General features: G+C 71.0%; 18 protein-coding genes and 1 tRNA gene. 6 read left to right on the top strand and 13 right to left on the bottom strand.

Going from position 1 to position 25050, the window contains the following annotated elements:
• The first annotated feature begins 32 nt into the window (after nt 1-32).
• Nucleotides 33-1403 (top strand): glycoside hydrolase family 43 protein, encoded by a 1371-nt coding sequence (locus OG272_RS40730; RefSeq protein ID WP_326574718.1) that lies wholly within the window; start codon nt 33-35, stop codon nt 1401-1403.
• Between the two features lie 75 nt (nt 1404-1478).
• On the opposite strand, the gene fusA is transcribed toward OG272_RS40730, so the two are convergent.
• Nucleotides 1479-3626: an elongation factor G gene (fusA, locus tag OG272_RS40725; protein WP_405895715.1), complete on the bottom strand. Its 2148-nt coding sequence runs from the start codon at nt 3624-3626 to the stop codon at nt 1479-1481.
• Nucleotides 3627-4103: 477 nt separating this feature from the next.
• Entirely contained in the window at nt 4104-4844 is a 741-nt protein-coding gene (locus OG272_RS40720) for a ribonuclease BN (RefSeq protein WP_405895714.1), read from the bottom strand.
• 942 nt (nt 4845-5786) lie between these two features.
• Here OG272_RS40720 and OG272_RS40715 point away from each other — a divergent pair.
• Entirely contained in the window at nt 5787-6215 is a 429-nt protein-coding gene (locus OG272_RS40715) for a hypothetical protein (RefSeq protein ID WP_405895713.1), read from the top strand.
• Between the two features lie 106 nt (nt 6216-6321).
• On the opposite strand, the gene OG272_RS40710 is transcribed toward OG272_RS40715, so the two are convergent.
• From OG272_RS40710 to sucC, 4 genes are all read right to left on the bottom strand, one after another.
• Nucleotides 6322-6406: transfer RNA gene (locus tag OG272_RS40710), tRNA-Leu, on the bottom strand.
• Nucleotides 6407-6581: 175 nt separating this feature from the next.
• The gene (locus tag OG272_RS40705; RefSeq protein ID WP_405895712.1) at nt 6582-8147 is read right to left on the bottom strand and encodes an aldehyde dehydrogenase family protein; all 1566 of its coding nucleotides are present in this window, start codon (nt 8145-8147) and stop codon (nt 6582-6584) included.
• A 59-nt stretch (nt 8148-8206) separates the two neighbouring features.
• A complete protein-coding gene (gene sucD, locus OG272_RS40700) occupies nt 8207-9091 on the bottom strand; it encodes a succinate--CoA ligase subunit alpha (RefSeq protein WP_405895711.1) in 885 nt (294 codons plus the stop codon).
• A gap of 11 nt (nt 9092-9102) precedes the next feature.
• Nucleotides 9103-10233 carry an ADP-forming succinate--CoA ligase subunit beta gene (gene sucC / locus OG272_RS40695; RefSeq protein ID WP_405895710.1) on the bottom strand — a complete coding sequence of 377 codons (1131 nt, stop codon included), beginning with the start codon at nt 10231-10233 and terminating at the stop codon, nt 9103-9105.
• A gap of 188 nt (nt 10234-10421) precedes the next feature.
• On the opposite strand from sucC, the gene OG272_RS40690 reads away from it, so the two are divergent.
• The 4 genes from OG272_RS40690 (at nt 10422) to OG272_RS40675 (ending at nt 17326) form a co-directional block, all read left to right on the top strand.
• The gene (locus tag OG272_RS40690; protein ID WP_326574724.1) at nt 10422-12107 is read left to right on the top strand and encodes a thiamine pyrophosphate-binding protein; all 1686 of its coding nucleotides are present in this window, start codon (nt 10422-10424) and stop codon (nt 12105-12107) included.
• Between the two features lie 10 nt (nt 12108-12117).
• The gene (gene frc / locus OG272_RS40685) at nt 12118-13368 is read left to right on the top strand and encodes a formyl-CoA transferase (protein WP_327726902.1); all 1251 of its coding nucleotides are present in this window, start codon (nt 12118-12120) and stop codon (nt 13366-13368) included.
• A 3-nt stretch (nt 13369-13371) separates the two neighbouring features.
• On the top strand, nt 13372-15504 hold the full coding sequence (locus OG272_RS40680; protein WP_405895709.1) for an acetate--CoA ligase family protein: 2133 nt from the start codon (nt 13372-13374) through the stop codon (nt 15502-15504).
• Between the two features lie 433 nt (nt 15505-15937).
• Nucleotides 15938-17326 carry an OFA family MFS transporter gene (locus tag OG272_RS40675; protein WP_328224372.1) on the top strand — a complete coding sequence of 463 codons (1389 nt, stop codon included), beginning with the start codon at nt 15938-15940 and terminating at the stop codon, nt 17324-17326.
• Between the two features lie 85 nt (nt 17327-17411).
• Here OG272_RS40675 and OG272_RS40670 read toward each other — a convergent pair whose 3' ends face one another.
• The 7 genes from OG272_RS40670 to OG272_RS40640 all read right to left on the bottom strand — a co-directional run bounded on the left by OG272_RS40670 (nt 17412) and on the right by OG272_RS40640 (nt 24990).
• Nucleotides 17412-18455, bottom strand: coding sequence for a sugar phosphate isomerase/epimerase (locus OG272_RS40670; RefSeq protein WP_328224371.1), 1044 nt, complete (start codon nt 18453-18455; stop codon nt 17412-17414).
• 87 nt (nt 18456-18542) lie between these two features.
• Nucleotides 18543-19940: a nucleotide pyrophosphatase/phosphodiesterase family protein gene (locus OG272_RS40665; protein ID WP_405895708.1), complete on the bottom strand. Its 1398-nt coding sequence runs from the start codon at nt 19938-19940 to the stop codon at nt 18543-18545.
• Nucleotides 19941-19956: 16 nt separating this feature from the next.
• Nucleotides 19957-21126, bottom strand: coding sequence for a metabolite traffic protein EboE (gene eboE / locus OG272_RS40660; RefSeq protein WP_405895707.1), 1170 nt, complete (start codon nt 21124-21126; stop codon nt 19957-19959).
• Nucleotides 21127-21129: 3 nt separating this feature from the next.
• Nucleotides 21130-21978, bottom strand: a complete 849-nt coding sequence (locus OG272_RS40655; protein WP_327726909.1) for a TatD family hydrolase — start codon at nt 21976-21978, stop codon at nt 21130-21132.
• Nucleotides 21978-22670 (bottom strand): EboA domain-containing protein, encoded by a 693-nt coding sequence (locus OG272_RS40650; RefSeq protein WP_327726910.1) that lies wholly within the window; start codon nt 22668-22670, stop codon nt 21978-21980. The genes OG272_RS40655 and OG272_RS40650 overlap by 1 nt, the downstream gene beginning before the upstream one ends.
• On the bottom strand, nt 22667-23551 hold the full coding sequence (locus OG272_RS40645) for a sugar phosphate isomerase/epimerase family protein (protein WP_327726911.1): 885 nt from the start codon (nt 23549-23551) through the stop codon (nt 22667-22669). Before OG272_RS40645 ends, OG272_RS40650 begins: the two co-directional genes overlap by 4 nt.
• On the bottom strand, nt 23548-24990 hold the full coding sequence (locus tag OG272_RS40640; protein ID WP_405895706.1) for an inositol-3-phosphate synthase: 1443 nt from the start codon (nt 24988-24990) through the stop codon (nt 23548-23550). The genes OG272_RS40645 and OG272_RS40640 overlap by 4 nt, the downstream gene beginning before the upstream one ends.
• Nucleotides 24991-25050: the final 60 nt, after the last annotated feature.

Here is a 25050-nt window from a genome sequence, read left to right as displayed (position 1 = left end):
TCAGGGCAGTTCACGCAGAAATGGGACGAGCGTTGAACAGAACCCTCAGGGCGGTCCTCGCCCTCCTCACCTCGGTGGCCGCCCTCCTGGGACTCACCACCGCCCTCGCCGGCCCGGCCGGAGCCGCCCACCCGTCGGCGGGGCAGGCGACGCGGTACACCATGACCGCGTTCACCAACAGCAGCGAGTCGAACATGTACGTCTACGACTCGCCGGACGCGACCGCGTTCACCCTCCGGAAGGGCCCCGCGTACACCCCGCCCTCCGGTCTGATCCGCGACCCCAGCATCTTCAAGCACACGGACGGCTACTACTACCTCACCTACACCACCCGCACCTGGTCGGCGCTCTCCACCACGATCGGCTTCGCCCGCTCCACGGACCGCCTCAACTGGACCTTCCTTTATGACTACACGGTCCCGATCAGCGGTCTGCAGCGCGCCTGGGCGCCCGAGTGGTTCGTCGACACCAACGGCAGCGTCAACATCATCCTGTCCGCGTCCGTCGCGGCCGACGGAGAGTGGATCTTCAAGCCGTACAAGCTGACGGCGACCAACTCCGCCCTCACCGCCTGGTCCGCGCCGACCGTGCTGTCCGGCATCAGCCCGAACTACATCGACACCTTCATCGTCAAGATCGGCTCCACCTACCACGCGTTCACCAAGAACGAGACGACGAAGTACATCGAGTACGCGACCGCCTCCAGCCTCACCGGCCCGTACACCTTCCAGAAGACCGGCAACTGGGCCGGCTTCGGCTCCGGGAAGGAGGGCCCGGCGCTCGTCCAGCTCGACAACGGCGGCTGGCGGATCTACTACGACGCCTACGGCGACCAGAAGTACTGGTACAGCGACAGCTACGACAACTTCGCCACCTGGTCGACCCCGACCGAACTGCCGGGCCTCACCGGCTTCGTACGCCACCTGACCGTCCTCAAGGAGACCGTGTCCGGCGGCGTCACCCTGCCGACCAACACCACCCGGTCCCTCCAGTCCGTCAACTACACGGGCCGCTACGCCGTGGTCCGCTCGGACAGCCTCGGCTACGTCGACCCGGTGACCTCCTCCAGCACCACCGCCGTCAAGCAGAGCGCGACCTTCACGGTCGTGCCCGGCCTCGCGGACGCCAACTGCTACTCCTTCCGGGACTCCGCCGGCCGCTATCTGCGGCACTGGGACTTCCGGGTCCGCTTCGACACGGACAACGGCACGACCGTGTTCGACAAGGACGCCACGTACTGCGCCCGGCCGGGCACGGCCGCCGGCTCGGTCCGCCTGGAGTCGTACAACTACCCGGGCCGCTACCTCCGCCACTACAACTACGAGCTGCGCGTGGACCAGTACCAGGCCACGGACACCTTCCGCGCCGACAGCTCCTTCACGGCGGTGAACCCCTGGGCCTGATGGGAATGATTCCTCCGGCCCGAGGACGATGACGGTGCCGCCCGTGCCGAGCACGGGCGGCACCGTCGCGTTCTCCTACCGGTCGCCGGCCATCGCCACCGGTGCCGGGGCGTACCCGGCGGGCCGGGTGGTGAACGTGCCCCGGCCCTGGGTGCGGCTGCGCAGCCGGGTCGCGTACCCGAACAGCTCCGCCAGGGGCACGGTCGCGGTGATCACCACCGAGCCCGCCCGGGGCGCGGAGTCCGAGACCCGGCCCCGGCGCGCCGCGAGATCGCCGAGCACCCCGCCCACGGCGTCCGCGGGCACGGTGACGGTGACATCGGCGACGGGCTCCAGGAGCCCCATCACCCCGGTGCGCAGTGCCTCCCGGAGCGCGAGCCGCCCGGCCGTACGGAACGCCATCTCCGAGGAGTCCTTGGAGTGGGTCGCCCCGTCGGTCAGGGTGACGCCCAGCCCGGTCACCGGGTGACCGCCGAGGGGCCCCTCGGCGAGGGCGTCACGGCAGCCGGCCTCGACCGCGCGGACGTACTCCTGCGGTACCCGGCCGCCGACGACGGTCGAGCGGAAGACGAAGCCCGTGGGGGCGCCGCCGTCGCCGTCGCCGTCGCCGTCCGCCTCCAGGGGTGCCACGTCGAGGACGACATGGGCGAACTGCCCTGCCCCGCCGTCCTGTTTGACGTGCCGGAAGACCAGACCGGACACCCCGCGGACGACCGTCTCGCGATAGGCCACACGAGGCCGGCCGACGGCGACTTCGAGCCCGTGGCTCTGCCGGATCTTCTCCACCGCCACCTCCAGATGCAGTTCGCCCATGCCGGACAGCAGCGTCTGACCGGTCTCGGGGTCGGTCCGCACGACCAGCGAGGGGTCCTCCTCGGCCAGCCGCGCCAGGGCCGTGGCGAGCCGGTCGGTGTCGGTGCTCCTGCGTGCCTCGACGGCCACCGACACCACCGGGTCGGCGACGGACGGGGGTTCGAGGAGCAGCGGCGCCGCCGGCGCGCACAGGGTGGTCCCCGCGCAGGCGGACTTCAGCCCGACCACCGCGACGATGTCCCCGGCCACCGCCCGGTCCAGTTCGGCGTGCCGGTCGGCCCGGACCCGCAGGATCCGGCCGATCCGCTCGGTGCGCCGTGTGCCCGCGTCCAGCACGGTGTCCCCCTTCCGGATCGTTCCCGAGTACAGCCTCAGGTAGGTCAGCCGTCCCGTGGCCGTGGCGCTCACCTTGAACGCCAGGGCCGCGAGCGGCACGTGCGCGTCGGCGGCCCGCTCCTGCTCCGTACCGTCGTGCGTACCGCGTACGGGCGGCACGTCCGACGGCGACGGCAGATACGCCACCACCGCGTCGAGCAGCGGTTCGATGCCGCGGTTGCGGTAGGCCGAGCCGCACAGCACGACCACGCCCTCACCGGTGCGGGTGAGGTCGCGCAGCGCGGAGGCCAGCGTCCGCGCGGAGAGCGTGGACCGCGCGCAGAACTCCTCCAGCGCCGTCGGATGCAGTTCCGCCACCGCCTCCTCCAGCCGCCGTCGACGTCGCTCCGCCTCCTCGCGCAGGGCGTCCGGCACCGGCCCCTCCTCGGCCGTGTCGCCGCCGTCCGCCCAGACCAGGGCCCGCATGCGCAGCAGATCGACGACGCCGGTGAAGCCGTCCTCCGTACCGATCGGCACCTGCACCACCAGCGGCGCCGGATGGAGCCGTCGCCGGATCGACTCGACGGCCGTGTCGAGGTCGGCGCCCGCCCGGTCCAGCTTGTTGACGAAGGCGATGCGCGGTACGCCGTGCCGGTCGGCCTGCCGCCACACCGACTCGCTCTGCGGCTCGACGCCCGCGACCGCGTCGAACACCGCGATCGCGCCGTCGAGCACCCTCAGCGACCGTTCCACCTCGTCGGCGAAGTCGACGTGGCCCGGTGTGTCGATCAGGTTGATGCGATGGCCGTCCCAGGCACAGCTCACCGCCGCCGCGAAGATCGTGATGCCGCGATCGCGCTCCTGCGGGTCGAAGTCGGTGACGGTCGTGCCGTCGTGGACCTCGCCCCGCTTGTGCGTGGTCCCGGTGGCGTACAGGAACCGCTCGGTGACGGTGGTCTTGCCGGCGTCGACGTGGGCGAGGATGCCCAGGTTGCGGACGGCGGTCAGGGGGTTGCCGCGGTTGTCGCGGTTGTCGCGGTTGTTGCGGTTGTTGCGGTTGTTGCGGTTGTTGCGGTTGTCGACGTTGCTGCGCATGGCCCGTGGCCTTTCAGCTGAGCTGTTTCGGGGCAGCGCGATTTCCGTGCGGGACGCGGACGGCGAGGCAGGGGCGCGGCACGGCCGGAGCTGTCGCTCCACCGCGGGCACCCGGGTGCGAAGTCAGACGTGCGTCACGGAGATCCGGTACCGGCCGCGCAGCGGGCACCGGACGGACGAGGACACGAGGATCACGTCGTACAGGGAACGGGGAACGACGACAGCGGTGCGGTCACACACGGCCGGGCTCCCCTCGATCGGTCTGCGTCCACTCGTCACGACGCGCGCCGCGGTGTCGTGCGGCGCGCGATGTGGGGCGATTCTAGGGAAGCGGACGCGGGTGGGGCACCGCGTTTTTTCAGCGGGCCGATCCACGGCACCCGACAAGCGTGCCTCGGCACCGCCGACCGCGGCGGCGCTTCGGCGCTTCGGCGCTTCGGTGGTGCGGTGGTGCGGTGGTGCGGTGGTGCGGTGCTATCAGTGCTTCCGGGAGCGGCTGTGGGGATGCGGGATGTGGTGCGGTTCGTGGAGATACCAATAGCGGCCGACGAGGGCGCCGCCGAAGACGACGAAGCCGACCCCGATGAGCCAGGACGTCACGATCAGGACGGTGCCGACCGCACCGTACGAGGCCGCGTTGCTCACGATGAGAGGGGAGAAGACCAGGTAGGAGAACACGCGCAGGCCGCCGAGGCCCATGATCGTGGCGATGGCGCCCGGCAGGAGGGCATGCCAGGAGATCCGGCCGCCGAGCAGGAAGCGCTGTCCCCACCAGAAGAAGAGCACGCCGAGCAGCGCGGACAGCACGCCCCGGGCCGATGAGCGCAGGAGTCCCGATCCCAGGAGGGCGCCGCTCTGCGCTTCGGCGAAGAGGTAGGCCGTCATCGCGACGAGCCACACCGCGCGTCGCCAAACGGTGTGCCAGCGCCCGGCCGACAGGTCCCAGACCTTCTCGTAACCGGTCTGGACACTGCCCGCGAACGTCACGCCGAAGAGCACGAGCAGCACCATGCTCAGGACGTTGATCGTGCTCAGGACCTTGCGGGGTGCGGAGAAGAGGTCTTGCACGGCGTCGGCGGGGCGCCCGGACAGGCCCATGCCGTCCACGATCCACAGGGCGAAGCCGCGTTCCTGGACGGGGGCGGCCGCCGCGACCACGATCAGCAGCGGGGCGAACGTCACCAGGCCCAGCGCCGCGAAGCCCATGGCCCTGTGCATCAGCTCCACTTCCTTGCCGCGCCGCCATACGCGGGTGCCCCTGGTGTGGAGGAAGTGGCGCAGTCTCGTCGAACGGTGCCCCCGGCCGCGGAGGTGGCTCCTGTTCCCGGGCCTGCCCGGCCGGCCGCCACCCGGGGGACTCGGAGTGGGTTCTCTCGGCCCCTTGGGTTCCCTGGGTTCCACCACGGGCTCTACAGGTCCGACGGTCCGACCAGGCGGAAAGGCCGGACAGGACTGCCGCTCCCCTCCTGGCCGAGAGGGCAGCGGCACATCCGCCGCAGTGGTGGCACCACCCCATGGAGCATGCGTGGTCACCTCGTCCTGTTTCCCCTGCACCGGCACGGGGGCTCGTCCCCGCACCGGGCCCGCCCGCACGTCACGAGTGGTTGCTTCCAGCGTGCCCCGCCGACTCCAGATGTGCGACCGGCTCGGCGGCCCCACCGCACGTACCGCTGAAGTGGCCGACGGGCGAGAGAGTGAGGTCCGTCCGCGCCGCCCCTGACCCCCTGACCCCCTGACCCCCTGACCCGTACGAACCACCTCGTGGGACGATTCCGCCTGACATCCGCAACCGTGGCGCAAAATGGCGCGTCTTCGACCCTGTTGGCCGTGCCTGAGGCTCTATGAATCGAACAAAAGGGGGAACCTGCGGTGAATCGAACCCGGAGATGGACGAGACGGGGAACGCGGTTGATCGCCACCCTCGTAGTGGCGTCGGCCGCGATGGGATGCCAAGACACGGGGACCGGCGGGGAGGCTTCGGCATCGAAGCCTCCGAAGCCTCCCGCCTCCTCGAAGAAACCCGACAGCGACGCGGTCAAGGACGAGGGAAAAGAATCGGCCAAGGCATCGCCGGACACTTCGAAGAAGCCGGGCAGCAGTGGCACAGCAAGTGCGCTGACCTGCGATCAGCTGCGGAACGCCGAGCTGCAGAACTCCTCCATGCGGCTGCCCGACGCCCCCGAGGGGACCACCGTCGCCTTCACGGACGGACGGTGGGAAGGCGACGGTGTGGTGATCGAGCTGCAGCCGCAGTGCGGCATCGGTGACATGACAGGCGACGCGGCGGCGGACGCCGTGGGTGCCATCAAGGTCACCACGGGGGGCACGGGCAAGTTCTACGGCCTTGTCACCTGGCGCAACGACGCCGGAACGCCGGTACCGGCCGCCGCCGTCTCGCTCGGCGATCGTACGCCGGTGGTTTCGATCGACATCTCCTCGGCGCCCGTGAGGCAGGCGACGGTCGTCTACCTCACCCGCGGCGACTCCGAGCCGACGGCCGTGGTGACGCTCAGGCGAACCGCCGTCTACCAGGTGACGGAACCCGCCATGGTCGAACTCCACCACAGCGACGCCCCGTACACGCCGTGAGCCAGGGCCGGGGCACAGCCCCATCCCCATGGAGAACATGAAAAAAAGGATGGTGCCGACCGAGAACCGGTCGGCACCATCCATGCGCCTACTAGATGTCTAGATGTGTCCGAGGGGGGACTTGAACCCCCACGCCCGATAAAGGGCACTAGCACCTCAAGCTAGCGCGTCTGCCATTCCGCCACCCGGACTAGGTGTCTGTCGCCTGGACGGGGGTGTTCCCCGCGGCGACATGGACAACAATACCAAGGTTTCGGGGTGCCTTTCACCTGCGTTTCCGGGCTCCGGACGGCGCCGTGCGGGCCTCTGACGAGCAGGTCCGCACGGCTTCACCCGGGGTGAGCGGACGGTCACGAACCGGCCACGTCAGGCGGCGGACGGCATGAGGTGGTAGTCGGGGAAGTTGCCCGGCAGCCGCTCCCCCGCCGGGCCGCGCGTGACGGCCCTGACGAGGAGCTCACCGCCGACGAAGGCGCCCCGCCAGGACGCGCCGAAGCCGCCGAAGAGCTCGTCGCGGTCGCCGCGGGAGCGGGGTGTGCCGTGGCCGACCTTGAACGCCCGGATCTGGGGTGCCAGCCGCTCGTACGTCGCGTGGTCGTCGGTGGAGAGGGTGGCGACGAGCGCGCCGTTCGAGGCGTTCATGGCGGCGAGCAGTTCGGCCTCGGTGTCGACCAGGACGATCGTGTCGACCGGGCCGAAGGGTTCCGCGTGGTGGAGCGGGGAGGACGGGGGCGGGTTCAGGAGGGTGACGGGCTGGACGTACGCGCCGGTGTCCTGGCCGGGCAGGAAGCGCGCGTCGGCGAGCCGGCCCCGGTGCAGCGGTACGGCGCCCCGGTCGACGGCCTCGGCGACCTGGTCGGTCAGCTCCTTGGCCTTGGCCGTGTTGATGACGGGCCCGAAGTCCAGCTTCGGGTGCGGGTCGTCGGGGTGCTCCACGGCCAGCGGGTGGCCGACCCTGAGGGTGCGGACCGCCGGAAGGTACGCGGCCAGGAACTCGTCGAACAGTTCACGCTGGACGACGAAGCGCGGGTACGCCGTGCAGCGCTGTTTGCCGTAGTCGAAGAGCTTGGGAATGACGGCGGTGAGGGTGTCCCAGTCGGTGTGGTTCCAGATGCCCCAGGTGTTCAGGCCCTCCTGTTCCAGTACGTGGCGTTTGCCGAGGTCGGCGACGGCGGTGGCCACGGCGGCGCCGGTGTCGCGGCCGCCGACGAAGGAGACGCAGCCGATCTCGGGGGCCCGGACCAGCGCCTTGGACAGTTCGCCTCCGCTGCCGCTGACGAGGGTGACCGGGAGGCCCTCGCGGGCGGCGAGCGCGCCGGCCAGGGTGAGGCAGGCGACGCCGCCGTCGGTCGGGGTCTTGGCGATGACCGCGTTGCCCGCCAGTGTCTGGACCAGCATCGCGTGCACGAGCACGCTCATCGGGTAGTTCCAGCTGGCGATGTTGGAGACCGGGCCGTCGAGCGGGACGCGCCCCTCGACCATGGGCTCGATGCCGTCGACGTACCAGCGGACGCCGTCGATGGCCCGGTCCACGTCGGCCTGCGCGAGCCGCCAGGGTTTGCCGATCTCCCAGACCAGGAGCAGAGCGAGCAGTTCGCGGTGCTGGGTGAGGGCGTCGAGCGTGGCGGCGACCCGGGCGCGGCGTTCGGCGAGGGGGACGTGGCGCCAGGCCCGGTGCTGGTCGAGGGAGGCGCGCACCGCCTGATGCGCGGTGGCGCCGTCCAGTCGGGGCGGGCCCGCGACGGGGCTGCCGTCGACGGGGCTGGTGGCCGGCAGAGCCCGGCCGTCGGCCTGCCAGGAGCGGTTCCAGAGGTTGAGGACCCGGTCGTCCCGGAAGGCCTCGGGGGCGACGGCGAGACACCGCTGCCAGGCGTCGGTCCAGGCCGTGCCGGATTTGAGGGTGAGGGTGGGCGTGGCTGTGGGTGGTGCCATGGGTTTCTCCGCTCTCGGTGCACAGTCGGGGGCGGGGGACACAACAGCGGGGAGTGAGGTCAGGCCTCGTCCTCCAGGGCGGCGAGCACGAGCCGGGCCGTCTCGGTGGGGGTGCCGCCGACCCTCACCCCGACCGCTTCCAGCGCCTCCTTCTTGGCCTGGGCCGTGCCGGAGGAGCCGGAGACGATCGCGCCCGCGTGCCCCATCGTCTTGCCCTCGGGGGCGGTGAATCCGGCGATGTAGCCGACGACGGGCTTGGTGACGTGGTCGCGGACGTACGCGGCGGCCCGTTCCTCGGCGTCGCCGCCGATCTCGCCGATGAGGACGATCAGTTCGGTGTCCGGGTCGTCCTGGAAGGCGGCCAGGCAGTCGATGTGGGTGGTGCCGACGACGGGGTCGCCGCCGATGCCGACGCAGGTGGAGAACCCGATGTCACGGAGCTCGTACATGAGTTGGTAGGTGAGGGTGCCGGACTTGGAGACGAGGCCGATGCGTCCGGGCTTGGTGATGTCGGCGGGGATGATGCCCGCGTTGGACTGGCCGGGGGTGATCAGGCCGGGGCAGTTGGGGCCGATGATCCGGGTGCCCCTGGACCGGGCGTACGCCGTGAAGGCGACGGAGTCGTGGACGGGGATGCCCTCGGTGATGACCACGGCGAGGCCGATGCCGGCGTCGGCGGCCTCGACGACGGCCGCCTTGGCGAAGGCGGGCGGGACGAAGACGACGGTGACGTCGGCGCCGGTGACCTCGATGCCCTCGTGGACCGAGCCGAAGACGGGAACGGCACGGTCATCGAAGTCGACGGTCCGGCCGGCCTTGCGGGGGTTGACGCCGCCGACGACGTTCGTGCCGGCCGCGAGCATGCGGCGGGTGTGCTTCATGCCCTCGCCGCCGGTCATGCCCTGGACGAGGACCTTGCTCTCCTTGATGAGGTAGATGGCCATGTCCGGGCTCCTCAGTTCGCGTGGGCGAGGTCGGCGGCGCGGCGCGCGGCGCCGTCCATGGTGGTGGCCTGGTGGACGAGGGGGTGGTCGCGGGCGTCGAGGATCGCCCGGCCGCGTGCGGCGTTGTTGCCGTCGAGGCGGACGACCAGCGGTTTGGTCAACTGGACGCTGTCCAGGGCCCGCACGATGCCGTCCGCCACCGCGTCACAGGCGGTGATCCCGCCGAAGACGTTGACGAGGACGGACTTCACGGCCGGGTCGGAGAGGATGACGGAGAGGCCGTCGGCCATGATCTGGGCGGAGGCACCGCCGCCGATGTCGAGGAAGTCGGCGGGGCGGGCGCCGCAGCCCGCGACCACGTCGAGGGTGGACATGACGAGTCCGGCGCCGTTGCCGATGACGCCGACCTCGCCGTCCAGCTTCACGTAGTTGAGGCCCTTCGCGGCGGCGGCCGCCTCCAGCGGGTCGTCGTGCGCGAGGCCCTCGTCACCCCAACGGCTCTGCCGGAAGCTCGCGTTGTCGTCGAGGGTGACCTTGCCGTCGAGGGCGAGGATCTGCCCCTGTTCGGTTCGCACGAGGGGGTTCACCTCGACGAGGAGCGCGTCCTCACGGGTCAGTACCTCCCAGAGCCGCATGAGAACGTCGACGGTCTGCGGGGGCAGGCCCGCCGCTTCGGCGATCTCGGCCGCCTTCGCCGAGGTGACGCCCTCGGCGGGGTCGACGGGGATCCGGGCCACCGCCTCCGGCCTGGTCGCCGCCACCTCCTCGATCTCCATGCCGCCCTCGGCCGAGGCGATCGCGAGGAAGCGGCCGGCCGCGCGGTCGAGGACGTACGAGACGTAGAACTCCCTCTCGATCGCGACCGGTTCGGCGACCATCACCTTGCGGACGGTGTGGCCCTTGACGTCCATGCCGAGGATCTGCCGTGCCGTCAGTTCGGTGGCGGCGGGGTCGGCTGCGAGCTTCACCCCGCCCGCCTTGCCGCGTCCGCCGGTCTTCACCTGGGCCTTGACGACGACGCGTCCGCCCAGCCCGCGGGCGATCTCGCGGGCCTCCTTGGGCGAGTCGGTGACCTCGGCCCGTGGCACCGCGATGCCGTGTTCCTCGAAGAGTTCCCTTGCCTGGTGCTCGAAAAGGTCCATTCCGGCTCCTGACTCAAAAGTGCCGCACGCCCCCTGGACACCACCCACCGGATGCGGGATAACAAGCTTCATACAGTATTCGTCGACTGTATGCAATCAACCGTGAGAGCGCTCCAACCCGTACGAAGACGCCACGAAGAGCCCACGAAGACCCCACGAAAACCCCTACGAAGGGACAGGACTTCGCCATGCCCGACGGCAACAGCCAGGACCTCATTTCCGGTGGTCACCTCGTCGCGAAGGCACTCAAAGCGGAGGGTGTGGAGGTCATCTACACCTTGTGCGGCGGCCACATCATCGACATCTACGACGGCTGCGTCGACGAGGGCATCGAGGTCGTCGACGTCCGCCACGAGCAGGTCGCCGCCCACGCCGCCGACGGCTACGCCCGCATCACCGGCAAGCCCGGCTGCGCGGTCGTCACCGCCGGCCCCGGTACGACCGACGCCGTGACCGGTGTCGCCAACGCCTTCCGCGCGGAGTCCCCGATGCTGCTGATCGGCGGCCAGGGCGCGCACACCCAGCACAAGATGGGGTCCCTGCAGGACCTGCCGCACGTCGACATGATGACCCCGATCACCAAGTTCGCGGCGACCGTACCGGACACCGCCCGCGCCGCCGACATGGTGTCGATGGCGTTCCGCGAGTGCTACCACGGCGCCCCCGGCCCCTCGTTCCTGGAGATCCCGCGTGACGTCCTGGACGCCAAGGTGCCGGTGGAGAAGGCGCGGGTACCGAAGGCCGGGGCCTACCGGGCCTCGACCCGCTCGGCCGGCGACCCCGAGGCCATCGAGAAGCTCGCCGACCTGCTGGTGCACGCCGAGAAGCCCGCGATCCTGCTGGGCAGCCAGGTGTGGACGACCCGGGGAACCGAGTCCGCGATCGATCTGGTGCGCACGCTGAACATCCCGGCGTACATGAACGGCGCGGGGCGCGGCACCCTGCCGCCCGGAGACCCGCACCACTTCCAGCTCTCCCGCCGGTACGCCTTCTCCCACGCCGACGTCATCGTCATCGTCGGAACGCCCTTCGACTTCCGCATGGGCTACGGCAAGCGGCTGTCGCCGGACGCGACCGTCGTGCAGATCGACCTCGACTACCGGACCGTCGGCAAGAACCGCGACATCGACCTCGGGATCGTCGGCGACGCGGGCCTCGTTCTGAAGTCGGTGACCGAGGCAGCCTCCGGACGCATCAACGGGGGCGCGTCGAGGCGCAAGGAGTGGCTCGACGAGCTGCGCGCCGCCGAGCAGACCGCCATCGAGAAGCGGCTGCCCAGCCTGAGGTCCGACGCCTCGCCGATCCACCCGTACCGGCTGGTCAGCGAGATCAACGACTTCCTCACCGAGGACTCCATCTACATCGGCGACGGCGGCGACATCGTCACCTTCTCCGGTCAGGTCGTGCAGCCCAAGTCACCCGGGCACTGGATGGACCCGGGCCCCCTCGGCACGCTCGGCGTCGGCGTCCCCTTCGTACTCGCCGCCAAGAAGGCGCGGCCCGACAAGGAGGTGGTGGCCCTCTTCGGCGACGGCGCCTTCTCCCTCACCGGCTGGGACTTCGAGACCCTCGTCCGCTACGACCTCCCCTTCGTCGGCATCGTAGGCAACAACTCCTCGATGAACCAGATCCGTTACGGCCAGGCCGCCAAGTACGGCCTGGAGCGCGAGCGCGTCGGCAACACCCTCGGCGACGTCCACTACGACAAGTTCGCCCAGATGCTGGGCGGTTACGGCGAGGAGGTCCGCGACCCCGCCGACATCGGCCCGGCACTCCGGCGCGCCCGTGAGTCGGGCAAGCCGTCGCTGATCAACGTCTGGGTCGACCCGGACGCGTACGCCCCCGGAACCATGAACCAGACGATGTACAAGTGAGGTGCCCCCGATGACCCCTACCGCAGGAACGTCGACCAAGGCTCTCGAAGGCATCCGCGTCCTCGACATGACGCACGTCCAGTCCGGCCCGTCCGCCACCCAGCTGCTCGCCTGGCTCGGCGCGGACGTGGTGAAGCTGGAGGCGCCGAGCGGCGACATCACGCGCAAGCAGCTGCGTGACCTCCCGGACGTCGACTCCCTCTACTTCACGATGCTCAACTGCAACAAACGGAGCATCACCCTCAACACCAAGACCGAGCGCGGCAAGGAGATCCTCACCGAGCTGATCCGGCGCTCCGACGTCATGGTCGAGAACTTCGGACCCGGCGCGGTCGACCGCATGGGCTTCACCTGGGACCGCATCCAGGAGATCAATCCGCGGATCGTCTATGCCTCCATCAAGGGGTTCGGCGACGGCCCGTACACCAACTTCAAGGCGTACGAGGTCGTCGCGCAGGCCATGGGCGGGTCGATGGCGACCACCGGCTTCGAGGACGGGCCGCCGCTGGCGACGGGGGCCCAGATCGGGGACTCGGGCACGGGCATCCACGCCGTGGCGGGGATTCTCGCGGCGCTGTACCAGCGGGAGAACACCGGGCGCGGTCAGCGGGTCAATGTGGCCATGCAGCACGCGGTCCTCAACCTCTGCCGGGTGAAGCTGAGGGACCAGCAGCGGCTGACACATGGCCCGCTCCGTGAATATCCCAACGACGACTTCGGCGACGAGGTTCCCAGGTCCGGGAACGCGTCCGGCGGCGGCCAGCCCGGCTGGGCGGTCAAGTGCGCGCCGGGCGGCCCGAACGACTACGTGTACGTCATCGTGCAGCCCGTCGGCTGGCAGCCGATGAGCGAACTCATCGGCCGGCCGGAACTGGCGGACGACCCCGAGTGGGCGACACCGGAGACCCGGCTCCCCAAGCTCAACAAGATGTTCCAGCTCATCGAGGAGTGGTCGTCCACGCTCCCCAAGTGGGAGGTGCTGGAGCGGCTCAACGCCCACAACATCCCGTGCGGGCCGATCCTCTCCACCAAGGAGATCATCGAGGACGAGTCCCTGGTCTCCAACGAGATGGTCGTCACCGTGCCGCACCCCGAGCGCGGCGACTTCGTGACCGTCGGCAGCCCGCTGAAGCTGTCCGACTCCCCCGTGGACGTGACCACTTCACCCCTGCTCGGCGAGCACAACGAAGAGGTCTACGTCGGCGAGCTCGGCCTCGGCGACGAGGAACTGCGCCTGCTCAAGTCGAACGGAGTGATCTGATTGATGGCCGAAGACCGGGTGCTGAGGGTGCGTGGACTCCTCGACGCCGTACGGGCCGAGGGGCGCAGCGCGCTGACCGCCCCCGAGGGCAAGGTGATCGCCGACGCGTACGGGATCGCCGTACCCGGCGAGGAGCTGGCGCGGGACGTCGAGGAGGCGGTGTCGTTCGCGGCGCGCTTCGGCGGGCCGGTGGTGATGAAGATCGTCTCGCCGGACATCCTGCACAAGACCGACGCGGGCGGTGTGATCGTCGGGGTGGAGGGCGCGGCGGACGTGAGGGCCGCGTTCCACCGGATCGTCGACAACGCGCGCGCGTACGCGCCCGCCGCCCGTATCGAGGGCGTCCAGGTGCAGGAGCTGCTGCCGAAGGGGCAGGAGGTCATCGTCGGCGCGGTGACGGACCCGACGTTCGGGAAGGTCGTCGCGTTCGGGCTCGGCGGGGTGCTGGTGGAGGTCCTCAAGGACGTGACGTTCCGGCTCGCGCCGGTCGACCCGGACGAGGCGCTCTCCATGCTGGATGCGATCCGCGCGGCGGAGATCCTGCGCGGGGTGCGCGGGGCACCCGCCGTGGACCGGTGGGCGATCGCCGAGCAGATCCGCCGGGTCTCCGAACTCGTCGCGGACTTCCCGGAGATCGCCGAGGTGGACCTCAACCCGGTGATCGCCACTCCCGAGGGCGCGGTCGCGGCGGACATCCGGGTGATCCTCGCGGAGTCGGTGCCGAAGCCCCGGCGCAGGTACACGCGCGAGGAGATCCTCACATCGATGCGCCGGCTGATGCAGCCCTCGTCGGTGGCCGTGATCGGGGCCTCCAACGAGCAGGGCAAGATCGGCAACTCGGTGATGCGCAACCTCGTCGACGGCGGTTTCGCCGGGGAGATCCATCCGGTGAACCCCAAGGCCGATGACATTCTGGGCCGCAAGGCGTACAAGAGTGTCACGGACGTTCCCGGTGAGGTGGATGTGGCGGTCTTCGCGATCCCCGCCAAGTTCGTTGCCGCGGCGCTGGAGGAGGTGGGGCGCAAGGGCATCGCCAACGCCGTACTGATCCCGTCGGGTTTCGCGGAGACCGGCGAGCACGGACTCCAGGACGAGATCGTGGCGATCGCCGAGCGGCACGGCGTCCGGCTGCTCGGGCCGAACATCTACGGCTACTACTCGACGTGGCAGGACCTGTGTGCCACGTTCTGCACGCCGTACGACGTCAAGGGCGGGGTGGCGCTGACCTCACAGTCCGGTGGCATCGGGATGGCCATCCTGGGCTTCGCGCGGACCACGAAGACGGGTGTGTCGGCGATCGTCGGGCTCGGCAACAAATCGGACCTGGACGAGGACGATCTGCTGACCTGGTTCGGCGAGGACCCGCACACCGAGTGCATCGCGATGCACCTGGAGGACCTGAAGGACGGTCGGGCCTTCGTGGAGGCCGCGCGGGCGACCGTCCCGAAGAAACCGGTGGTGGTCCTGAAGGCGGGCCGTACGGCGGCCGGGGCGAAGGCGGCGGGCTCGCACACGGGCGCGCTGGCGGGCGACGACGCCGTGTACGAGGACATCCTGAAGCAGGCCGGTGTCATCAGGGCGCCGGGGCTGAACGAGATGCTGGAGTACGCGCGCGCGTTGCCGGTGCTGCCGGCTCCCCGGGGCGACAACATCGTGATCATCACCGGCGCGGGCGGCAGCGGTGTGCTGCTGTCGGACGCGGTGACCGACAACGGACTGACGATGATGGAGATCCCGCCGGACCTGGACGCCTCCTTCCGGACGTTCATCCCGCCGTTCGGGGCCGCCGGCAACCCGGTCGACATCACCGGGGGCGAGCCGCCGTCGACGTACGAGGCGACGATCCGGCTGGGCCTGGAGGACCCGCGCATCCACGCGCTCGTCCTCGGCTACTGGCACACCATCGTCACCCCGCCGATGGTGTTCGCCGAGCTCACCGCGCGCGTGGTGGCCGAGTTCCGCGAGCGGGGCATCGAGAAGCCGGTCGTCGCGTCGCTCGCGGGCGACGTCGAGGTGGAGGAGGCCTGCCAGTACCTCTTCGAGCGGGGGGTCGTGGCGTACCCGTACACGACCGAGAAGCCGGTGGCCGTGCTCGGCGCGAAGTATCGCTGGGCGCGAGCCGCGGGGTTGCTGTGATGGGCGCGCTCGCTGTGGTCCGGCCGGGGGTCCGGGGGTTGTCCCCCGGGCGTGACGCAGCTCGCTGGGCGCGAGCCGCGGGGTTGCTGTGACGGGCGCGCTCGCTGTGGTCCGGCCGGGGGTCCGGGGGTTGTCCCCCGGGCGTGACGCAGCTCGCTGGGCGCAAGCCGCGGGGTTGCTGTGACGGGCGCGCTCGCTGTGGTCCGGCCGGGGGTCCGGGGGTTGTCCCCCGGGCGTGAGGCAGCTCGCTCGGCGCGAGCCGCGGGGTTGCTGTGACGGGCGCGGGCGGCGCGGCTGTTGGGGGGCGATCGATGAGCTGAGCGACGGCTCGAACCACGGGGCCCGCGGCGACCGCTCACCGCGGGCCCCGGCGCAAAGAAGCACGGACAGGGGGCGCTGGCCAGACTTCTTCCACGCGGAGGGTTCGATCGACATGGCAACAACTGACATCTCCACATCCGTCCCCTACCGGGAGGTGACGGACGCAGGCGGCCGGATGTACCGGATCGGCGAGTCCGACCTGGACATCATGGGGCGCACACGCAAGTGGATGGTCATCCTGCCGTGGGTGGGCATGATGGGCATCAGCTCGGCGGAGTACGCGTTCGCGTCCGCCGAGGAGACCCTGCACACCGCGCACAGCTGGAGCAACCAGCACATCTTCTGGATGCTGGGCGTGTGGGTGTTCTTCCAGGCCGCGGTGGCCTTCCCGGCCGGGAAGCTCCGCGAGAGCGGCAAGCTGCCCGCCCGCTGGGCGATGATGCTGGGCGCGGTGGGCACCCTGCTCGGATATCTGTCCCTCGCGTTCGCACCGCACGTCGTCGTCGCGTACGTCGGGTTCGGCATGTTCAGCGGTATGGGCGCCGGCATGGTCTACGCGACCTGCGTGAACATGGTCGGCAAGTGGTATCCGGAGCGCAAGGGCGGCAAGACCGGCTTCGTCAACGGCGGCTTCGCCTACGGTTCGGTGCCCTTCGTGTTCATCTTCACCGGGTTCATGGACCTGACAAACTTCCGCTGGGTGCTCGTCTGCGTGGGCGTGTTCCTCGCGGCGGTGGTCGCCGTGGCCGGTCACTTCTTCCAGGACCCGCCGAAGAACTGGTGGCCGGCCGAGGTCGACCCACTGCGCAAGCCGGACGACCCGCGCGCGCGGCGCGCGCTGGAGAAGAACCCGCCGGCCGTGAAGCAGTACACACCGGCCGAGGCCTGGCGGACCGGCCGGGTCGCGCTGATGTGGTTCTGCCTGCTGTGCACCTCGGGTGTGAACATCTTCGGTATCGCCTTCCAGGTGCCGTTCGGCAACGAGGCCGGCTTCGCGGGCGGGATCGTGGCCACCGCCATGTCCCTGAAGGCGATCGTCAACGGCACCGGACGCGGCGTCATCGGCTGGCTCTCCGACCGCTACGGCCGCAAGCAGTGCCTGATCTTCGTCTGTATCGTGCTGGGCCTGTCGCAGTACGGCATCCTCTGGTCCGGCAACATCAACAACCTGCCGCTGTTCCTGGTGTTCTCCAGCATCTCCGGGTTCGGCGGCGGTGCCATCTTCCCGATGTTCGCGGCGATGACCGCGGACTACTTCGGCGAGAACAACAACGCCTCCAACTACGGTCTCGTCTACAGCTCCAAGCTGGTGTCGGGCCTGCTCGGCTCCGGCATGGGCGCCGTGGTCGTGGGCGCCTGGGACTACGCGGGCGCCTTCGTGCTCGCGGGCTCCATCTCGCTGTTCGCCGGGTGCGTGGCCGTCTTCCTGCACCCGCCGGGGCGGCCCCGTGCCCGGCACATCGCTCCCAACCCCCGTCCGCTCGGTGACGAAGTGGCCTGACGCCCGCGCGTACGGCAGCAGGCGGCCGCCCCGTGGTCTCGCACCACGGGGCGGCCGCCTGCTGCCGTCGGTTCCCCGGCCTCGGTCAGCACTTCTCCCGCAGCGAGTGCAGGTGCTCGCTGGAGCGGCGGGCGAAGGTGAAGGACTCGGCGGGGTTGTCGTGCTCGGCCTGCCAGTGGTGGGCGAGGCGGTGGCCCCTCAGCCGGGTGACGGCCGAGATGAACTTCTGGTAGTCGATGTCGCCGTCGCCGACGTCCGTCATGCGGTAGCCGAACGGGTTCGACGGGTCGCTCTCGCCGTCCTTGACGTGGAAGAGCGGGTAGCGGTTCGGGCGGCGGAGGACGTAGTCGAGGGGCTCGAAGGGCGCGGAGGTGCCGTCGGGCCGCTTCGAGAAGCGGAACTGGGCCACGTACGCCCAGAAGATGTCCATCTCCAGGAAGACGAGGTCGGGGTCGGTCTCGCGGAGCAGGACGTCGTAGAGGCGGACCTTGGGGTTGTCGGTGGCGAAGGAGAACTCCTCGGAGTGGTTGTGCTGGTAGAACTTCATGCCCCGCGCCCTGGCCGCCGCGCCGTAGGTGTTGAACTCGTGGGCGGCCCGCTTCATCGCGTCCACGGTCATGCCGTAGCGGAAGGGTCCGGCGGCGGTGCCGATGTGCTTCAGGCCGAGGGCCTGGGCGTCGTCCAGGACCTTGGTGAGGTTCTGGGCGAAGGTGTACGCGTTCGGGTCGCTGGAGTAGTAGCCGACGTGGCTGCCGATCGGGGTCAGGCCGTGATCGCGGGCCAGCCGCTTCAGCTGGGCGAGCGTGATGGGGCCCGCCGAGCCCTGGGTGTAGCCGGCGAACTCGACCTCGTCGTAGCCGTACTTCTCCAACTCGGCGAAGACCGGGGCGAAGCCGAGCGTGGAGACCTTGTCGCGGAGGCTGTAGAGCTGGATGCCGAGGCGGCCGGGCGGGAGGACGGGGCGGCCCCGGCCCTTGCCCGCGGCGGCGGCTTCGGTGCCCGCGGCGGCCTGGGCCGGGGCGGCCGCGCCCAGCAGGGCGGCGACGGTGGCGCCGGCGACGACGCCGAGCATGCCTCGTCTGCTCAGGCGGTGGGCGAGTTCGGGATCCGTCTTGTCGGTGCGGCTCATGCCTGGAACTCCTCTGTGTGGGCGGGCGTTGTCAGTGGCGAGTGCTTCACTTGTGACCAGTCAGGACGTGTGGGTGCTTGTCACCGGTCAGGAGAGACCGGCCAGTCGCAGCAGGAGTGCTTTCACATCGGTGGCCGCCACGCGGTCGCCGACGGCTCGGGGGGTGGAGCAGATGATGAGCGGACCGTCGTCGTCGCTCGTGGGAAGGCGGCCGTGGCTGCCGCGAATAGGCGAGGGATCCAGCGGCACGACCGCCATGCGGTAGCGCAGACCGAGTTTCTTGCGGGCCAGTGCCGTGGCCGCCTTGAGCTTCACATACGGGTCGAGCGGGTCCATGAACAGCTCGACCGGGTCGTAGCCGGGTTTGCGATGGATCTCGACGGTGCGTGCGAAGTCGGGCGCGCGGTCGTCGTCGAGCCAGTAGTAGTAGGTGAACCAGGCGTCCGGCTCCGCGACGGCGACGAACTCGCCGGAGCGCGGATGGTCGAGGTGATGGGCCTTCTTTCCCTCGTCGTCCAGGAGTCGGTCGATGCCGGGCAGTTCGGCGAGGGCTTCCCTGGTGGCTTCCAGGTCCTCGGGGCGGCGCACATAGACATGGGCGATCTGGTGATCGGCGACCGCGAAGGCCCGTGAGGCCATCGGGTCGAGATACTCCATGCCGTCCTGCGTGTGCACGTCGAGGAGGCCGGCGCGGCGCAGGGCGCGGTTGATGTCGACGGGGCGGTCCACGCGGGTGATGCCGTACTCGGAGAGGGCGACGACGGTGCGGCCCTCCGCGCGGGCGTCGTCGAGCAGGGGCGCCACGGCCCGGTCGAGGTCGGCGGCCGCCTTCAGGGAGCGCGGGTCGTCGGGGCCGAAGCGCTGCAGGTCGTAGTCGAGGTGAGGGAGGTAGCAGAGGGCCAGGTCGGGGTGGCGGGTGCGGATGATGTGGCGGGTCGCGTCGATGATCCAGCGGCTGGAGACCAGGTCGGCGCCCGGCCCCCAGAAGTGGAACAGGGGGAACGTGCCGAGTTCCGCGGTGAGTTCGTCGTGCAGGGCCGGGGGCCGGGTGTAGCAGTCGGGTTCCTTGCGGCCGTCGGAGTAGTAGATCGGACGGGGGGTGACGGTGAGGTCGGTGTCGGCGCCCATGGCGTACCACCAGCAGATGTTGGCGACCGTGTAGCCGGGGTGGGCGCGGCGGGCGGCGTCCCACAGTTTGTCGCCGGCGACGAGGCCGTTGTGCTGGCGCCACAGCAGGACGTCGCCGAGTTCGCGGAAGTACCAGCCGTTGCCGACGATGCCGTGCTCGGCGGGGAGCGTGCCGGTCAGGAAGGTGGACTGGGCGGCGCAGGTGACGGCGGGCAGGACGGTGCCGAGCGGGGCACGGGAGCCGGACTGACCGAGGGCCTTGAGGCGGGGCATGTGGTCGAGGAGACGAGGGGTGAGGCCGACGACGTCCAGGACGAGGAGAGGGGTGGGACCGGCTTCGGGTTGCGGCGGCGTCACGGCAGCTCCTTGGGGTTCATGGCAGCTCCTTGAGGCCGAGGTCCGTCAACAGGTCGCGGGCGAGGGCGAGTTCGGCGGCGATGCCGTCGGCGAGCTGGGCGCGCGTGCTGGGGCGCAGCTCGGCCGGCAGGGCCTGCCAGGTGTAGGTCTCGACCTCCAGATGGCGGGTGAGGGGCTGGGCGCCGCCGACCAGGTGGGTGAGGGCGGCCTTGAGTACCGGGAGCGTGGAGGTGAGGGGTGCGGCGGGGGCCGCGTGGAGCGGGACGTGGAAGTGGGCGCGCCAGGGAGAGGCGTCGGGCAGGGCGTCGCCCGTGAGGGCCTCGCCGAGGTCGTCCGTGCCGCGCAGGCCGGCGGCGGTGGAGGTGCGGGTCTGGTGCAGGAAGCGGGGCTCGTCGAAGGCGGCGAGGGCTTCGCGGACCTCGGGGAGGTGGGGGTGTTCGGCGTGCAGGGCGGCCGAGAGCTGGGATTTGACGACGGGGACGCGGGCTCGGGTGAGCGCGTCCAGGGCGGTGTGCGGGTCTTCGAAGGAGGTGGCGAGGTGGCAGGTGTCCACGCAGATGCCGATGCGGTCGTGGCCGATGTCGGTCAGGGGGCCGATGGCGTCGGCGGTGGTCTCGACCGTGCAGCCGGGTTCGGGTTCCAGGCCGACGCGGATGGAGCGGCCGGTCAGCTCGGCCACGGCGTCGAGGCGTTCGGCGAGGGTGCGCAGGGCCGTGCGGGACCGGGCGGCGCGGGTGTCGTCGTAGGCGGTGCGCCAGGCCAGGGGCAGGGTCGAGATGGTGCCCTCGGTGACGTCGTCGGGGAGGAGCCCGGCGAGGACGCGGGCGAGGGAGGTGGTGTGGTCGAGTCGTTCGGGGTCGGCCCAGTCGGGCTGGTAGACGCGGTACTTGACCTCCTCGGCGCCGAAGCCCTGATAGGGGAAGCCGTTGAGGGTGACGACCTCGAGGCCGCGCCGGTCGAGTTCGGTGCGCAGGCCGCGCAGGGCGGACGGGTCGGTCACCAGGGCCGCGGCGGCGTCCTTGGCCAGCCACAGGCCGATGCCGAGGCGGTCGCGGCCGAGGCGACGGCGTACGGGCTCGCAGTGGTCGCGCAGTTGGGCGAGGACACCGTCGAGGGTCTCGGCCGGGTGCACGTTGGTGCAGTAGGCGAGGTGGACGGTGGAGCCGTCGGGGTGGCGGAAGCGCATCGGTCACTCCCCGCCGCGCAGGATGCTGTTGCCCTCGTGCGTGGTGTCCGTCGCGGTGACGTCAAGGGCGAGGCGGCCGCTCAGTCCGTAGAAGGCGACCGGGTTGCGCCACAGCACCAGGTCGACGTCGTCCTCGTCGAACCCGGCGTCGAGCAGGGCGTCGCCGACCTTGCGGGTCTTGAGGGGGTCGCTTCTTCCCCAGTCGGCGGCGGAGTTGACCAGCACCTTCTCCGGGCCGAACTCCTGGAGGACGGCGACCATGCGCTCCTCGTCCATCTTGGTGTCCGGGTAGACGGAGAAGCCGAGCCAGGCGCCGCTGGCCTTGGCCTCCTTGACGGTGGTCTCGTTGAGGTGGTCGAACAGCACCCGCTCGACGGGCAGGGCGGAGGCCCGCACGGCATCGAGCGTGCGGCGCAGACCGGTGAGCTTGTCCCGGTGCGGGGTGTGGACGAGGGCCGGCAGGCCGTGGTCGGCGGCCAGGTACAGCTGGTGTTCGAGCGCGTGGTCCTCGGCCGGTGTCATGGAGTCGTAGCCGATCTCTCCGACGGCCACGACCCGGTCCTTCAGCAGGTAGCGGGGCAGTTGGTCCAGCACGGGCGTGCACCGCGGGTCGTTCGCCTCCTTGGGGTTGAGGGCGAGGGCGCAGTGGTGGGCGATGCCGTACTGGGCGGCGCGGAAGGGCTCCCAGCCCAGCAGGGAGTCGAAGTAGTCGAGGAAGGAGGCGGGGGAGGTGCGGGGCTGGCCCAGCCAGAAGGCCGGCTCGACGACCGCGCGGACGCCCGCCTCGTGCATCGCCTCGTAGTCGTCGGTGGTGCGTGACGTCATGTGGATGTGGGGGTCGAAGATGCGCATCAGGACTCCTTGCCGTCGGTGCCGATCTCGTCGGCCGGTGGGAGCGCGGTCAGGGCCAGGACGCGGTACAGGTCCTCGGGTACGGGACGGCCCGCGGCGGTGCGTTCCTCGGCGAAGTCGCCGAGCATGCGGGCGAGTTCCAGGTCACCGTGGGCGCGGCGGGTCAGCTCGGTGATCTCGTCGACGCGCACTCCGGTGAACAGGCACTTGAGCACGGCGTGCCGCCACTGGTGCGGGGCCAGGTGGCGGGCCGCGTACGGGCCGAGGGCGGCGGCGACGAGACGGGTGTCGTTGGTGCGCAGGGCGTCCTCGACGAGGTGCAGCGCGTCGGGGCCCGGCACGAGGTGGGGCAGCGCGTGCAGGACCGCGCGGCGTTCGTCGGCGGTGCCCTGGCGGTAGACCCGGGTGAGCGCGTCGGTGTCGGCGCGGGCCGCGTGCAGGATCAGCACGCGGACGGCGTCGGCGTGGTCGGTACCGCAGCGCCGGGCCGCCTCGGCGAGGCGCAGCTCCCAGACGGAGATGGGCCCGTGGGTGCCCGGCTGGTCGGCGGCCTCGTCCAGCGCTCGGCGCAGCCAGTCGCGGGCGGCGACCGCGAGGTGGGCGTTCAGGTGGCCGCGCAGGTCGGCGGGCGTGGCGAGGGCCGGGTGGGCTGTGTGGGCCGTCGGGTCGGCCGGGGTGCGGTGGTGAATCACGAGGTGCTCCCGGGAGAGGCCGTTCGGCCGGTCGCTCGGTGCAGGAAGGAGAGGGACTGTTCGGCGAAGTGGGGGCCTGCGTGCGAGTGGCGGGGCAGTTCGACGACGGTCAGGGCGCCGTAGCCCACGGCGGCCAGGGCTTCCAGGACGGGTGGGAAGTCGATCTCGCCGTCGCCGAGGGGGAGGTGCTCGTGGACGCCGCGGCGCATGTCCTCGATCTGGACATGGCGGAGCCAGGGCGCGGCCGCGCGGACGCAGTCGGCGGGAGGGACGGGTTCGAGGCACTGGCAGTGGCCGATGTCGAGGGTGAGGCCGAGGGCGGCGGGGCTGTCGAGGGCCTCGCGGAGGCGGTGGAAGTCGGCGAGCGTGGCGAGGAGGTGACCGGGCTCGGGTTCGATCGCGAGGGGGACGCCGGCGGTGGTGGCGGCGTCGAGGACGGGGGTGAGTGCGTCGGGGAGGCGTTTCCAGGCGGTGTCCTCGTCCGTGGCGGGCGGGGTGACCCCGCTGAAGCAGTGCACCGCGTGGGCACCGAGGTCCGCGGCGATCCGCACCGCGCGGATCAGCAGGTCGGCCCTGCGGGCACGGTCGTCGGGGTCGGGGTCCAGCAGCGTGGGGCCGTGTTTGCGGCGGGGGTCGAGGACGTAGCGGGCGCCGGTCTCCACGGTGACGGTCAGGCCGAGATCGTCCAGCCGTCGGGCGAGCCGCCGGGTGCGGGCGGCGAGGTCGGAAGCGAGGGGGTCGAGGTGCATGTGGTCGAGCGTCAGACCGACACCGTCGTAGCCGAGGTCGGCGAGGAGACCAAGGGCGTCGTCGAGACGCAGGTCGGCGAGGCCGTTGGTGCCGTAGCCGAAGGAGAGGGGGGTGTTCCGGCGGCGGGTCATCGAACCTCCTCGCACACCCCTGGCTCACGCCCCGACTCACGCTCCGGCCCCGGCTCGGGCTCACGGTCCAACCCCGGCTCACGCCCCCGCTCCGGCTCACGCCCCGACCCCAACCCCGGCTCGGGCTCACGGTCCAACCCCGGCTCACGCCCCCGCTCCGGCTCACGCCCCGACCCCGACCCCGGCTCTGGCTCCCGCCCCAGCCCCAGCCCCGATTCGCGCCCCAGTCCCAGCCCCGGCTCGCGCCCAAATTGCGGAACGGGCCGTGTCCGGGGGCGCAGTCGCTCCGCGAACGCCGCCAGCGCCGCGTGCTGATCCCCCAGGGCCGCCGGGCCCTGTCCCATCGGGTCCTTGAAGTAGAAGCCCAGCTCGGGCAAGGGTCCGGAGAGGCCCGCTTCGTGGGCGCGGGCCAGGAGGCGGGCGAGGTCCAGGACCAGCGGAGCGGCGAGCGCGGAGTCGCAGCCCTGCCAGGTCGTCTGGAGAACCATCCGTGTGCCGAGGAAGCCGTCGAAGGCGATGTGGTCCCAGGCCGTCTTCCAGTCGCCGAGGGCGGGGACGTCGTCGATGTGGGTCTCGCCCTCGGGTGTCGCGCCCAGGCTGTCGGTCAGGACGCGTGCCTTGCCGGCGTTCTTGGCAGCGGCGGCGGCCGGGTCGGCGAGGGCGGCACCGTCACCACCGCCGAGGAGGTTGGTGCCGGACCAGGCCCGGACTGCCAGGGCCCGTTGGGCGAACATCGGGCCGAGGACCGACCGGAGCAGGGTCTGCCCGGTCTTGCCGTCGCGACCCGCGTACGGGAGGCCGGAGTAGGTGGCGGCGGAGGCGAGTGAGGGGTGGTGGAGGCCGGTCGAGGGGGTGAAGTTCACGTAGGGGCAGCCGGCGCGTAGGGCGGCCGCCGCGTACAAGGAGCTGGGGGGCATGGCGGTGCCGGTGCCGGTGCCGGTGGGAGTGCCGGTGCCGGTGCCGGTGGGAGTGCCGGTGGGAGTGGGTTCCGTGGAGGCCACGTTCACCACCACCGCTCGGGTCAGGTTCCGGCGTCGTACGAAGTCCTGGATGTCGGCGGCGTAGGAGGAGATCAGCTCGTCGGGGCCCCTCGTGTCGCCCGGGAGGGGGCCGCCGGGCCTGATCTCCCGGTCGGCGGCGGCCAGTTCGGAGCTGATCGCCGCGGGGAGGTCATGGGGCAGGACGCCGCCTGCGGCGAGGGCTTCGGCGCGCTTGGGCAGGGGGCAGTCCGTGGTGTCGTGGCCGCCGAAGACGAGGGAGGAGAGCGGGGGGAGGCCGGTGTCGGTGAAGAGAGGGGTCTCGGTGACCATGCCCGTCGGGGTGTGCAGGCCCGCCGCGACGGCCGCGCAGCCCGCGACGACGGTGGTCGCGACGGAACCGCGTGCTCCGATCAGCCAGACGCCGACGCTCGGTGGGGAAACGGACACGGACGCGGGCATGGGCAGCCTCCTTGTCGAGCGGGTGATGCGGAAAGCCGGGACCCCTCCGAGGGGAAGGGG

This window comes from Streptomyces sp. NBC_00104 (genome assembly GCF_045160825.1).
GTDB lineage: Bacteria > Actinomycetota > Actinomycetes > Streptomycetales > Streptomycetaceae > Streptomyces.
The sequence above is the reverse complement of the archived record's forward strand: the minus strand, read 5'-3'. Positions and strand labels throughout refer to the sequence as shown.